Below are 11,905 nucleotides of genomic sequence, written 5' to 3'. Positions count from 1 at the left end.
CCCGCCGGGCACCGGCGCCCGACCAGAATGTGGACCCATGAACAGACCATCGGGTTCACGGTTCGCGATCGCGGTGCTCGTCGCCGCGCTCCTCGCCCCCGGGATTGGCTCCGCGCCCGCCGCGGCCACCCGGGGGCAGGGCCGCGGCGGGGAGTTCGACATCCAGGCGCACCGCGGCGGGCTCGGCCTGCGCTCGGAGAGCACGCTGAGCTCCTTCGGCAACGGCCTGCGCGTCGGGGTGTCCACACTGGAGCTCGACGTGCAGATCACCGAGGACGGCCAGGCGGTGGTCACCCACGACCGCCGGGTCTCGGGCGCCAAGTGCCTGGACACGGCGCCGGCCACCCCCGGCGACCCGGAGTTCCCCTACGTCGGCAAGTACGTCAGGAACCTCAGCCTCGCCCAGGTCCGCACGCTCGACTGCGGGAGCCGACGGCTCGCCGACCATCCCGGGCAGGAGCTGACACCGGGGTCGCGGATGCCGCTGCTCGCCGAGGTGTTCGCGCTCGTGCGGCGCTACCGGGCCGACGACGTGCAGCTCAACATCGAGACCAAGGTCGAGGCCGGCGCGCCGCAGGAGACCGCACCGCGTGAGCAGTTCGTCCAGGCCGTCGCGCGGGAGGTGCGGGCGGCCGGGTTCCTGCGGCGGGTCACCGTCCAGAGCTTCGACTGGGGCGCGCTGATGCGGATGCGCGAGGTGGAGCCCCGGCTGCCGCTGGTCGCGCTGACCAACTACGACTTCCTGCAGACCGGCCAGCCGGGCGCCTCGCCCTGGCTCGGCGGGATCGACATCGACGACTTCGGTGGCGACCCCATCCGGGCGATCAGGTCCTTCGGCGCCACCACGTTCTCGCCGGTGCACGGCTTCCCGCAGAACGGCACCGTGGGCGACCCGGGCTACCGCCCGTACGTGACGCGCGAGCTGGTCGCGCACGCGCACCGCAACGGGATCAGGGTGGTGCCGTGGACGGTCAACGACCCGGCGACCATGCGCAAGCTGGTCGAGGACGGCGTGGACGGGATCATCACCGACTATCCGGACCGGTTGCGCCAGGTCGCCGCGGAGTACCGCTTCCGCCTGCCGCGCGCCTACGCCTCGCCGTTCGACGTGCAGGCCCACCGCGGCGGGCGCTCGGTGCGGCCGGAGAACACGCTCGCCGCGTTCCGCAACGCGTTGGCCATGCCCGGGGTGTCCACATTGGAGCTCGACACGGGCGTCACCCAGGACGGGCACCTGGTGGTCACGCACGACCGCACGGTCAACGGCTCGCACTGTGTCGACACCGCGCCGGCCTGGCCCGGTGACCGCGAGTACCCCTACGTCGGCAAGCGGGTGCACGACCTGGTGCTGCGCCAGGTGCGGACGCTGGACTGCGGCTCGCGGACGCTGCCGGAGTTCCCCGGGCAGGTGTCCGTGCCTGGCGAGCGGATCCCGACGCTCACCGAGGTGTTCGACCTCGTCCGCGCCAGCGGCCGCCGCGATGTCCGCCTCAACATCGAGACCAAGATCAGCCCGCTGGTGGCCGACACCGCGGACTACCGGGTGTTCACCGGCAAGCTCGTCGCGGCCGTCCGCGCCGCGCGGATGAGCAACCGGACGACCATCCAGTCGTTCGACTGGCGCACGATCGCCCTCGCCCGGAGACTCGACCGGCGGATCGAGACGGTGGCGTTGGTGTGGCAGTACGGCCCGGCGGAGTGCGCGTCGCTGGCCGACGAGTGCTCGCTGCGTGCCGTGTACTCCGATCCGACCGTCAAGAGCCCCTGGACGGCCGGTCTGGACTGGTGGCGCCACCGGGACCTCGGCACGCTGACCAAGGCCGTCGGCGCGAGCACGGTGTCGGCGAACTGGCAGGTTCACGACCCGAACCAGGGCACGGTCGCGGACCCGGACTGGTACCTGCGCCAGAACCCGGCGTACTACCACGGCCCGTCGGTCGAGGTGCTCCAGCGGCGGGACCGCCTCAAGGTCGTCCCCTACACGGTGAACGACGAGGCGACGATGGACCGCGTGATCGCCCTCGGCGTGGACGGCCTGATCTCGGACGACCCGGCGCTGCTGGTCGCCGTGGCCAAGCGGGCGGGGCTGCGGTAGGTGTTCGGTTCCGCACGCTGGTGACCGGGTCGGCCTCCGGCCCCCGGTCACCAGCGTACGGGTGGGGACCGACGGTTTCGGCGCAGGCGGTGTTGGTTCGTGCGCGTGGGGTTACGCTGGGCCTGCCGGGACCAGCGACAGGGGACGCTGCGTATGACCACCCAGGAACCAGCGGAGAACACGATCGGGCGACGCGTTCGCGCGGTGCGGCTCTGGCGTCGGATGTCCTTGACGGCGACGGCGGGCCTGGCCGGGTTCTCGCCGAGCTACCTCTCCATGATCGAACGAGGGCTGCGCCGAGTCGATCGACGCTCGCCGCTGGAGTCGTTGGCGGCGGCGTTGCGGGTCTCTCCGTCCGAGCTGACCGGACAGCCGTACGCACCGTCCGCTGTTGGCGACGACCATGGCTCCGCGGCGGCCGAGGAGCTTCGTGCCGTGCTGCGGGACATCGAGATCGGTGCGCTCGACGACCTCGTTCCGCGGCGCCACCCCGAGGAGTTGAGGCAGGACGTCACCGCGGTGACCGCGGCCTGCCTCGCGTCGGACTACGCCCGGCTCGCCGATCTGGTTCCGGCGCTCCTCGCGGAGGGCTACCGGTACGCGGACCGTGCCCGGACGACCGAGGCGTGGATGCTGTTCGCGAGCGTTCTGCATTCGGCCTTCTACCTGGCGAAGGACCTGGGGCACGGTGACCTGGCGTGGATGGTCGCGAGCCGGCTCCATCGCGCCGGGGAGGCCGTCTCCACGCCCGCCTGGGCGGCGCTGGCGGATTTCGTCCGCGCCCACGCGGTGCTCGGGCCGGGTGCCCGGGAGCGTGCGCTCGGCCTCGCCGATCGGAGCGCCGACACGCTCGTGCCCGACGGCGGCGCCGCGGGGGAGATGTTCGGAATGCTGAACCTGTCCGCCGCCCTGAACTGCGCTGTCACCGGTCGCCCCGACCGCGCGCGGGAACACCTCGACGAGGCGGCTCGCGTGGCGCGAGAGGTCGGCGAAGGCACCTTCGCCGGTCTCCTGTTCGGCGAGCGGAACGTGAGTATCTGGCGCGTGGCGGTGGCGCTGGAAAGCGGCGAGGGTGGCCGCGTTCCGGAGCTCGCCCGGCAGGTCGACGTCGAACGGGTTCCGTCGGCCGGTCGGCAGGCGACCTTCTACTGCGACGTCGGGCGCGGTCTCGCGACGCTCCGCGGCCGGGAGGACGACGCCGTTGCCGCGTTCTCACGCGCGGAAGCGCTTGCTCCGCAACGCATGAGAACCAACCCCTATGTACGGGAGAGCATCAGCGAGCTGCTCACCCGGGGCCGCCTCGGCGCCAACCGGGACCTTCGAGGCATGGCCTACCGGCTGGGCCTCGCCGGCTGACAGCTCGCCCCGGCGGGCGACGTGGTCGGCGGCTGAACTACTGCATCGAGTCGAGCACGTCGAGGGCGTCCAGGCGCGGGCTCGACGGGCGGCGTCGGGCCGTGGGGGTCGGGTCGGCGGGGCGGCGGTGGTGCCAGTCGGTGACGGCCTGGTAGGCGGCGGCGACGGCCAGCAGCCGGTCCTCGGCGTAGGGTTGGCCGCCGAGGATGGTTCCGGTCGGGAGGCCCTCGGCCGTGAAACCGATCGGCAGCCCGAGCTCGGGCAGGCCCAGGATGTCGAAGGGCACCGGGCCCGTCTGCACCACGACGTCGCAGCGGTCGAACACGTCCTCGAGCACCCGCTCCAGCAGCCGCAGCTTCGCCCGCTGGCCGATCAGGAACTCGTCCGCGCCCAGCAGCGCGCCCTGCAACCACCCCAACACCGACACGCCGAAGCCGCGCAGGTCGCTCGCCAGCTGGGGCAGGAACGGCTCACTGCGTTCGGGCAGCCGCACGTTGTTGAACACCGCGCCGGTCAGCAGCTCCCACTCCTCGGGCAGCGGCACGTCGACCAGGGTCACCCCGGGGATGTCGGCGAGCGTGTCCAGGAACGCTGTGCGTGCCGGGCTCGCCGCGTAGCCGGGGATCACGCCCACCCGCGTCGGCCAGCGCAGGCGGACCCGGCCGCGCGAGCGCACCGGCGTCGCCGCGGTGACCAGGTCGGGCACGCGGGGCAGGCCGAGCGTGCGCGGGTCCTCGGGATCCGGGCCGGCCATGACCGCGAGCATGATCGCGGCGTCGAGCGCGTCGCGGGCCAGTGGGCCCGGATGGTCGCGGGTGTAGCTCAGCGGCACGATCCCGTGCAGCGACACCCGGCCCATCGTGGGTTTGAGGCCGGTCAGGTTCTGGGCGTTGGACGGCGCGGTGATCGAACCGCCGGTCTGCGTGCCGATCGCCGAGGTCGCCATCCGGCCGGCGACGGCGGTCGCGCTGCCGGTGGAGGAGCCGCCGGGGTCCACCTCGGGGCGGGCAGGCGCCCAGGCGTTCACCGTGGTCACCTCGCCGGACGGGGTCGTCGCGCGGGTCGTGGCCAGCGGGCCCATCTGGGTCTTGCCCAGCACGATTCCGCCCGCCGCGGTCAGCCTGGCCACCGCGGTGGCGTTCCAGGGCGGCACGAAGCCGGCGAACAGGAACGAGTTCGCGGTCGTCGGCACGCCCGCGGTGAAGTAGTTGTCCTTGATCGCCAGTGGGATCCCGTGCAGCGGCGTCCGCGGGCGGCGGCGCGCCGCGGCTCGGGCCTCGGCCGCTGCCGCGTCCCGGCGGACCAGGTTGAACGCCTGGTAGGTCCCGTCGAAGGCGTCGATCCGCTCGAGGTAGGCGGCGAGCAGGTCCGCGGGGTCCAGCCGGCCGCGGCGGATCAGCGTGGCCGCCTCGGCGACGGTCAGCTCGGTGAGGTCCCCGCGGGCCTCGGGGCGGGGTTCGACGTCGACGTCCGGGGGCGCGGCGGCCGCCGCCGGGGCAGCCTCGGCGACCGCGGGCAGGGCCACCGCGGCGCCCATGCCCAGGGCGGCGGTGCGGGCGAGGAACGCACGGCGGCTGCTCATCGGTTCCACGCCGTCATGATCGACGGGTACAGCGCGGGCGGCGCGACCTGCTGCGCGAGGCGGGGATCCTGGCCGAAGCGGTAGCCGGCCAGCGGCAGCACCGTCGTCCGCATGAACGAACGCAGGCTCGCCAGCGCGGTGTCGCGGCCAGGGGCGCCGGTCTCCGGGTCCGCGGCGCTCCCCGGGGGGAGCTGGTCGAGGTCGATGCCGAGCAGGGCGAGCCTGGCCCTGATCATCGTGTCGAGCTCGTCGTCGGTGGGCTGCACTGGTGCCACTGCCTGCCTCCTTGTAGCCGGAGCGTCAGCTTCCGACGTCCACATTTCCACGAGGGGGCGGCGGTGTGGCCATCAGATCAACCCGGCGTCGTGGGCGAGCAGCGCGATCTGGGTCCGGTTGCCCAGCCCGAGCTTGGTCAGGATGCGGGTGATGTGCGCCTTCACCGTCGCCACGCTCACGTGCAGCCCCGCCGCGATCTCGGCGTTGGTCTTCCCCTGGCCCACCGCCACCGCCACCTCCCGCTCGCGTACGCTCAGCGCGGCCAGCACCGCGCGCGCCCGCTCGTGCGCCCCGGCCTCGGTCGCCACCCGGTCCATCAGCCGCCGGGTGATCGCCGGTGACAGCATGGGCTCGCCGGCCGCGACCCGGCGCACGGCGCGGACGATCTCGGCCGGCGGCGCGTCCTTGAGCAGGAACCCACTCGCACCGGCCCGCAGCGCGCGCAGCACGTTCTCGTCGGTGTCGAAGGTCGTCAGCACGATCATCTCGGGCGGCTGGGCCCGGGCCCGCACCCGGCGGGTCGCGTCGATGCCGTTCACCCGCGGCATGCGGAGGTCCATCAGCACCACGTCGGTGGGATGCGCGTCCAGGGCGGGGGCCACGTCCGCCCCGTCGCCCGCCTCGCCGACGACCACCACGTCCCCGGCGCCGTCGAGCATCAGCGTGAGCCCGGCCCGCACCAGCGCGTCGTCGTCGACGACCAGCACCCGCACGCTCATGCCGGCCACGGCAGCGAGGCCGACAGCCGGAACTCCGCCGCGGTCACCGGGTGGTCGAGGCGGCCCCCGGCCAGCCGAACCCGTTCGGTCAGCCCGACCAGGCCCCGTCCAGCACCGGGCACGACCGGCTCGGCGGGTGCGTCGGGCAGCGGGTTGCACACGGCGATCAGCAGCCCGGTCCCCGGGGCGCCGTCGAGCGCGATCCGCACGGGCTGGCCTGGCGCGTGCTTGCGCGCGTTGGTCAGCGCCTCCTGCAGCACCCGGTAGGCGGTCCGGGCGGTGGGACCCGGCACCTCGGCCGGCGCCGGACGCGTGTCGCGCAGGTCGATCTCGGTTCCGGACGCCCGGGACTCCTCGACCAGCTCCGGCAGGTCGGCGAGCTCCGGCGGAGGCCGGTCGGTGCCGGCCGGGTCGTCGTCGAGCAGCGTGATCACCTGGCGCAGCTCGTCGAGCGCCTGGTGCACGCCGGCCCGGACCACCCCCGCGGCGGTCGCGAGCCGCTCCGGCGGGTGGTCGGGGCGGTACTCCAGCGCTCCGGCGTAGGTGGCCAGCAGGGAGAGCCGGTGGGCGAGCACGTCGTGCATCTCCCGCGCCAGCGCGGCCCGCTCGGCGGCGCGGGCCTCCGCCACCCGCCGGCCCTGCTCGGCCTCGGCCCGCTCGGCACGCTCGCACAGCGAGGCGATCAGCGCGCGGCGGGTCTGCCCGAGGGCGCCGGCCGCGAGCAGCGCCGCGTGGCAGGCGACCACCAGGACCAGCCACCACCCGTAGGGCAGGCCCGGCACCGGCAGCCACAGCCCGCGAACGGCGTGCGCCCCGACGCCGGCCGCCGTCACCCCCGCCGCGACCGGCAGCGGCCCGAAACTCGCGACGTGCAGCGTCCCGATAGTGGCGGTGGGGGTGACCGTCGGCGACACCGCCGCGAGCGCGGCCAGCCCGAGTGCGGTGCCGACCGGCCGACGCGCCAGCAGCGGCGTCGCCGCGGCACCCGCCACCCCCAGCACGATCTCCATCGCGAGCAGCCAGCCCCGCGCCCCGGAGGCGTACTGCCCGTAGGTGGAGGCGGCGACCAGCACCCCCGCCACCCCGGCAACGAACGAGGGCCGCATCGAGCAGCCATGGACACCGAACACGGTCCCGAGCCTACGGTCGACCACCCGCCGCCCACAGCGACCAAAGTCGACACCGGCCGCGCCCCTCGGTCGATGTGGCGACCAGGTCCGGACCGCACGCTCTCCCCATGCACACGACCCCTGCCATCCAGACACCCGTCGCGGGCGCCTACCGCGTCGACACCTCCGCCTCCACGATCTCCTTCGCCACGCGCCACGTGTTCGGCCTCGGCACGGTCCGGGGAACCTTCGCTCTCCGGGACGGCCAGGTCGACGTCGGGGAGCCGGTGACCTCCTCCTTTGCCCGCGCCACGGTCAGTGCCGCCAGCGTCGACACCGGGGTGGCCGCCCGCGACCACGCCGTCCGCTCGGCGACCTACCTCGGCGCGGAATACCACCCGTTCATCGACTTCGCCTCCACGAACCTCGAGCGGGACGGCGAGCGCTGGGTGCTGCACGGCGGCCTCACCGTGCGCGGCGTCACCCGGCCGGTCGCACTGGAGCTGGCGGAGGTCCGGGTGGCCGGACCCCGGCTGCGAGTCATCGCGACGACCGTCGTCGACCGCTACGAGTTCGGCGTGACCGCCATGAGGGGCATGGCCGGGCGACGCCTCCGGATGCGGATTGAGATCACCGCCACACGATGAAACCAATCCTCTTCCCGTCGGTCACCGAATACCGGACATCTGGCCCGGATGACAATCGACAGGAATGGGAGAACACCACTCATGAAGCGAAGCATTCGTCGGGGCAGCCTGGCTGTGGCGGTCGCGTTCGTCGCGTTCTTCGGCGCGGCGTGCGGCAGCGACGAGCCCGCCGCGAGCGACAGCGGTGACGCCGGTGCCGGCGGCGGTTCGTCGGTGATGGAGTCGTCCGAGCCCTCCCCCTCGATGGACTCGGCGGACCCCGCCGCCAACCTGGTCGGCCCCGGCTGCGCGGACTACGCCGAGCAGGTTCCCGAGGGCGCCGGCTCGGTCTCCGGCATGGCCCAGGACCCGGTCGCGGTCGCGGCGAGCAACAACCCAATGCTCAAGACCCTGGTCCAGGCCGTCTCCGGCAAGCTCAACCCCAAGGTGAACCTGGTCGACACGCTCAACGGCGACGAGTTCACGGTGTTCGCGCCGGTCGACTCCGCCTTCGCCAAGATCGACAAGGCGACGATCGACACGCTCAAGACCGACGACGCCCTGCTCACCACGATCCTGACCTACCACGTGGTTCCCGGCCAGATCGCCCCGGACGCGATCGCCGGCGAGCAGACCACGGTGCAGGGCGGGGCGGTGGAGGTCACCGGCTCCGGTGACAGCCTCAAGGTCAACGACGCGAACGTGGTCTGCGGTGGCGTGCAAACCGCCAACGCGACCGTCTACCTGATCGACTCGGTGCTCATGCCGACAATGTAGATCGTATTTTCACCGCACCGCCGGAGCCCGTTCACCACGGGCTCCGGCGGTTTCGGCAATCCATTTTCCGGTCGGCTCCGAACTATTACCATGGAGAACGACTCGCCCGTCATTCCGTCCCGCCCGGTCGCGGCCGGAATCGGTGTGCTCTCGGTGCTGGCCGCGGTGACCGCCGGGCACCTGGTGGCCGGGATCGTCGACCCGGACGCCTCGCCGGTGCTCGCGGTCGGCAACGCCGTGCGCGACCTCAGCCCTCCCTCGGTCACCGATTTCGCCATCGCCAACCTGGGGGATACCAAGAAGGCCCTGCTGTTCGGCGGGCTCGGGGTGGTGCTGCTGGTCACCGGGGCCGTCGCCGGCCTGCTGTCCCGTCGCCGCCTCTGGCTGGGCATCGCGCTCGCCGCCGCGGTCGGCGTGGTCGGGCTGGTCGCCGTGCTCGACCAGCCCACGGTCGGCGTGGTCGGGGTGACCGCCCCGCTGGCCAGCACGGCCGCGGGCGTCGGTGTCCTCTGGTGGCTGCACACGCTCGCCACCCGGCCGGCGCCGGACTCGGCGGCACGGCGGCGGTTCCTGCTGACCTCGGCCGGGGTGGCGGTGGGCGCGGGCGTGCTCGGCGGGGCCGGGCAGCTGCTCGCCGGCCGCAACGGGGCGGCGGCCTCCCGCGCCGCGGTCGGTCCGCTCACCCCGGCCTTCCCGGCGCCGCCGATCCCGGCCGGCGCGGACTTCGCCGCGGCCGGCACCCCGCGGTTCCTGACCAGTAACCGCGACTTCTACCGGGTGGACACCGCGCTCGCCCAGGTGCCGGCGGTCCGGGCGGAGGACTGGACGCTGCGGGTGCACGGCATGGTCGAGCGGGAGCGGACCTACTCCTACGCCGACATCCGCGACCGCCCGCTCGTCGAGCGGACGATCACCATGACCTGTGTGTCCAACGAGGTCGGCGGCCCCTACGTGTCGACGGCGAACTTCGTCGGGGTGCCGCTGGGCGACCTGCTCGCCGAGGCTGGTGTACGACCGGGTGCCGACCAGCTGTTCTCGACCTCGGTCGACGGCTGGACGGCCGGCACCCCCACCGAGGCGGTGCTCGACACCCGGCGCGGCGCGATGCTGGCGCTCGGCATGAACGGCGAGCCCCTGCCGCTCGAGCACGGGTTCCCCGCCCGGCTGGTGGTGCCCGGGCTGTACGGGTTCGTCTCGGCCACCAAGTGGGTGGTCGACCTGGAGTTGACGACGTTCGAGGCCAAGGAGTCCTACTGGCTGAGCCGGGGCTGGGGCCGTCGGGCCCCGATCAAGACCCAGTCGAGGATCGACGCCCCGCGCGGGTTCGCGACGGTGCCGGCGGGGCGCGTCACGCTCGCCGGCGTGGCGTGGGCCCAGCACATCGGCGTCCAGCGGGTCGAGGTGCGGGTGGACGGCGGGCCGTGGCGGACGGCGACGCTGGCGACCGAGGTGAACGTGCGAACGTGGCGCATGTGGCGGCTTGACCTGCGGCTCGAGCCTGGGCAGCACCGGGCCGAGGTCCGGGCGACCGACCGGCGCGGCCGCACCCAGACCGACGCCCGCGTCGCTCCGATCCCGGACGGTGCCACCGGCTGGCACTCGGTGCAGTTCAGCGTGGCCTGATCTGCGCGACGGTGCGAGCCGGGGGAGCATTGTTCATGGCACGGTGACGTGCCAGTTGCTCGCCAAGGGTGGCATCAGCCACGCTCAGCTGCTTTCCTACACGCTAGCTGTCCGGTTTCGACTAGTTCGGGGTGACGAAGGTATGACGTTGGCCGCTGACGCGGAAACCACGGAGTCCGCACCGCGGGAGGTGCGGCCCATCCACGGCGCGCCTCGAGGGCTGGCCCCGCACATCGCGACGTACGTCTTCATCCTCGGGCCGTTCGCGGCGTTGATCGCCGCGGTGCCGCTGGCCTGGGGCTGGGGGCTCGGGTGGGTGGACATCGCGCTGGCCGCGGTGTTCTACACGGTCACCATCCTCGGGGTGACCGTCGGCTTCCACCGGTACTTCACCCACCGCTCGTTCAAGGCGAACCGGCCCCTGCGGGTGGCCCTCGCGATCGTGGGCAGCATGGCGTTGCAGGGCCCGATCACCCACTGGGTGGCCGACCACCGCCGCCACCACGCGTTCTCCGACCGGGACGGCGACCCGCACTCGCCCTGGGCGTTCGGCACGTCGCCGGTCGCACTGGTCAAGGGCTTCTGGCACGCCCACATGGGCTGGGTGTTCGACCGCAACCTGTCCAACGCCGAGCGGTTCGCCCCGGACCTGCTCGCCGACCCCGACATCGTGCGGGTGCACCGCCAGTTCGGTCTCTGGACGGCGGTCACGCTGCTCGCGCCGGCCGTGCTCGGTGGCCTGATCACCTGGTCCTGGTGGGGCGCGGTGACCGCGTTCTTCTGGGCGGGCCTGGTGCGGGTGTCGCTCCTGCACCACGTGACGTGGTCGGTCAACTCGGTCTGCCACATGATCGGCAGCCGGCCGTTCGCCGCCCGCGACAAGTCGGCGAACTTCTGGCCGCTGGCCGTGCTCTCGATGGGCGAGTCGTGGCACAACCTGCACCACGCCGACCCGACGTGCGCACGGCACGGGGTGCGGCGCGGGCAGATCGACATCTCGGCCAGGGTCATCTGGATGCTGGAGAAGCTTGGCTGGGCGACCGACGTGCGCTGGCCCACCGAGCGGCGGCTGACCGCGTTGGAGAAGCGCCGCAAGGCGGTGGCCGGCTGAGCGACCCGGTCGGGGTACGCCTTTGGTACGTTGGCGACTCGCCACAGTCACCGAGCGCGACCGGACCGGGAGCCCCGCATGCCGCGGCTTGTCTACGAGACGCCCTGCCGGCCACGTCCGGCTCCGCAGCCGGAGCGTGACCGGTCCCCGGCCATGATCAGGCTGGGGGCGTTCGCCCTGTCTGTGGCGGTGGTCGGAGGCTTCTTCCTGGTGTCGGGCGGGTCCTCGGCGGAGGCGGGAAGTCCGGTGGCCGCCGCCACCACCCCGCCGACCACCACGACGACCGCTCCCGTAGTGGTGGCACCCCCTGTGCCCAGCACGGCGACCGCCGAGATCGAGCCGGCGCCGACGGAGGAGCCGCCGCCCCCGCCGACCACCGAGAGGGCGCCGGCCCCGACGGCGACGGCCCCAAGCCCGACCGCGGAGCAGCCGGAGCGTCCACGGAGGCCGTCGCCGAGGCCGGACGGGCAGTTCGCCGTGCTGGGAGAGTCCTGCGGTCGACCGGGGGCGTACTCGATGACGGCGCGCTACCAACCGGTCGTGTGCCAGGACGGGGAGTGGCGCCGAGCGTTCTGACCCTCGGCGACGGGCGGTGGAGCCGGTTGGGCGGTGTGTGTTGCGTCTCGCGTCC

11 protein-coding genes and 1 pseudogene are annotated in these 11,905 nt (G+C 73.4%); 8 read left to right on the top strand and 4 right to left on the bottom strand.

Annotated features, from left to right (window positions below):
• Positions 1-37: 37 nt before the first annotated feature.
• From BU204_RS41540 to BU204_RS28535, 3 genes and pseudogenes are all read left to right on the top strand, one after another.
• A pseudogene (locus BU204_RS41540) lies at positions 38-1,093 on the top strand (glycerophosphodiester phosphodiesterase family protein); the annotation flags it as partial.
• A 15-nt stretch (positions 1,094-1,108) separates the two neighbouring features.
• Positions 1,109-2,095: a glycerophosphodiester phosphodiesterase family protein gene (locus BU204_RS41535; RefSeq protein ID WP_233160721.1), complete on the top strand. Its 987-nt coding sequence runs from the start codon at positions 1,109-1,111 to the stop codon at positions 2,093-2,095.
• 153 nt (positions 2,096-2,248) lie between these two features.
• Positions 2,249-3,451 carry a helix-turn-helix domain-containing protein gene (locus tag BU204_RS28535; protein WP_075128866.1) on the top strand — a complete coding sequence of 401 codons (1,203 nt, stop codon included), beginning with the start codon at positions 2,249-2,251 and terminating at the stop codon, positions 3,449-3,451.
• A 37-nt stretch (positions 3,452-3,488) separates the two neighbouring features.
• On the opposite strand, the gene BU204_RS28530 is transcribed toward BU204_RS28535, so the two are convergent.
• The 4 genes from BU204_RS28530 to BU204_RS28515 all read right to left on the bottom strand — a co-directional run bounded on the left by BU204_RS28530 (position 3,489) and on the right by BU204_RS28515 (position 7,158).
• Positions 3,489-5,033 (bottom strand): amidase, encoded by a 1,545-nt coding sequence (locus tag BU204_RS28530; protein ID WP_075128903.1) that lies wholly within the window; start codon positions 5,031-5,033, stop codon positions 3,489-3,491.
• Positions 5,030-5,308, bottom strand: a complete 279-nt coding sequence (locus BU204_RS28525) for a hypothetical protein (protein WP_198943024.1) — start codon at positions 5,306-5,308, stop codon at positions 5,030-5,032. The genes BU204_RS28530 and BU204_RS28525 overlap by 4 nt, the downstream gene beginning before the upstream one ends.
• 72 nt (positions 5,309-5,380) lie before the next feature.
• Complete coding sequence (locus BU204_RS28520) at positions 5,381-6,028, bottom strand: response regulator transcription factor (RefSeq protein WP_143229817.1); 648 nt, start codon at positions 6,026-6,028, stop codon at positions 5,381-5,383.
• Positions 6,025-7,158: a sensor histidine kinase gene (locus BU204_RS28515; RefSeq protein WP_233160714.1), complete on the bottom strand. Its 1,134-nt coding sequence runs from the start codon at positions 7,156-7,158 to the stop codon at positions 6,025-6,027. Before BU204_RS28515 ends, BU204_RS28520 begins: the two co-directional genes overlap by 4 nt.
• 107 nt (positions 7,159-7,265) lie before the next feature.
• On the opposite strand from BU204_RS28515, the gene BU204_RS28510 reads away from it, so the two are divergent.
• From BU204_RS28510 to BU204_RS28490, 5 genes are all read left to right on the top strand, one after another.
• Positions 7,266-7,784 carry a YceI family protein gene (locus BU204_RS28510; RefSeq protein ID WP_075128864.1) on the top strand — a complete coding sequence of 173 codons (519 nt, stop codon included), beginning with the start codon at positions 7,266-7,268 and terminating at the stop codon, positions 7,782-7,784.
• Positions 7,785-7,865: 81 nt separating this feature from the next.
• Complete coding sequence (locus BU204_RS28505; protein WP_075128863.1) at positions 7,866-8,540, top strand: fasciclin domain-containing protein; 675 nt, start codon at positions 7,866-7,868, stop codon at positions 8,538-8,540.
• A gap of 90 nt (positions 8,541-8,630) precedes the next feature.
• Positions 8,631-10,163, top strand: coding sequence for a molybdopterin-dependent oxidoreductase (locus tag BU204_RS28500; protein WP_143229816.1), 1,533 nt, complete (start codon positions 8,631-8,633; stop codon positions 10,161-10,163).
• A gap of 142 nt (positions 10,164-10,305) precedes the next feature.
• Positions 10,306-11,274: an acyl-CoA desaturase gene (locus tag BU204_RS28495; protein WP_075128862.1), complete on the top strand. Its 969-nt coding sequence runs from the start codon at positions 10,306-10,308 to the stop codon at positions 11,272-11,274.
• 78 nt (positions 11,275-11,352) lie between these two features.
• Positions 11,353-11,850 (top strand): hypothetical protein, encoded by a 498-nt coding sequence (locus BU204_RS28490; RefSeq protein WP_143229815.1) that lies wholly within the window; start codon positions 11,353-11,355, stop codon positions 11,848-11,850.
• The last annotated feature ends 55 nt before the right edge of the window (positions 11,851-11,905 follow it).

This window comes from Actinophytocola xanthii (assembly GCF_001921205.1).
Classification (GTDB): Bacteria; Actinomycetota; Actinomycetes; order Mycobacteriales; family Pseudonocardiaceae; genus Actinophytocola; species Actinophytocola xanthii.
This window is presented reverse-complemented; position numbering and strand designations above follow the sequence as displayed.

What these genes read in the sequence shown, in the direction of transcription:
- BU204_RS28520 (WP_143229817.1), bottom strand. Translation starts at nt 6,028, where the DNA reads ATGAGCGTGCGGGTGCTGGTCGTCGACGACGACGCGCTGGTGCGGGCC.
- BU204_RS28535 (WP_075128866.1), top strand. Translation starts at nt 2,249, where the DNA reads ATGACCACCCAGGAACCAGCGGAGAACACGATCGGGCGACGCGTTCGC.
- BU204_RS28500 (WP_143229816.1), top strand. Translation starts at nt 8,631, where the DNA reads ATGGAGAACGACTCGCCCGTCATTCCGTCCCGCCCGGTCGCGGCCGGA.
- BU204_RS28495 (WP_075128862.1), top strand. Translation starts at nt 10,306, where the DNA reads ATGACGTTGGCCGCTGACGCGGAAACCACGGAGTCCGCACCGCGGGAG.
- BU204_RS28510 (WP_075128864.1), top strand. Translation starts at nt 7,266, where the DNA reads ATGCACACGACCCCTGCCATCCAGACACCCGTCGCGGGCGCCTACCGC.
- BU204_RS28505 (WP_075128863.1), top strand. Translation starts at nt 7,866, where the DNA reads ATGAAGCGAAGCATTCGTCGGGGCAGCCTGGCTGTGGCGGTCGCGTTC.
- BU204_RS28530 (WP_075128903.1), bottom strand. Translation starts at nt 5,033, where the DNA reads ATGAGCAGCCGCCGTGCGTTCCTCGCCCGCACCGCCGCCCTGGGCATG.
- BU204_RS28490 (WP_143229815.1), top strand. Translation starts at nt 11,353, where the DNA reads ATGCCGCGGCTTGTCTACGAGACGCCCTGCCGGCCACGTCCGGCTCCG.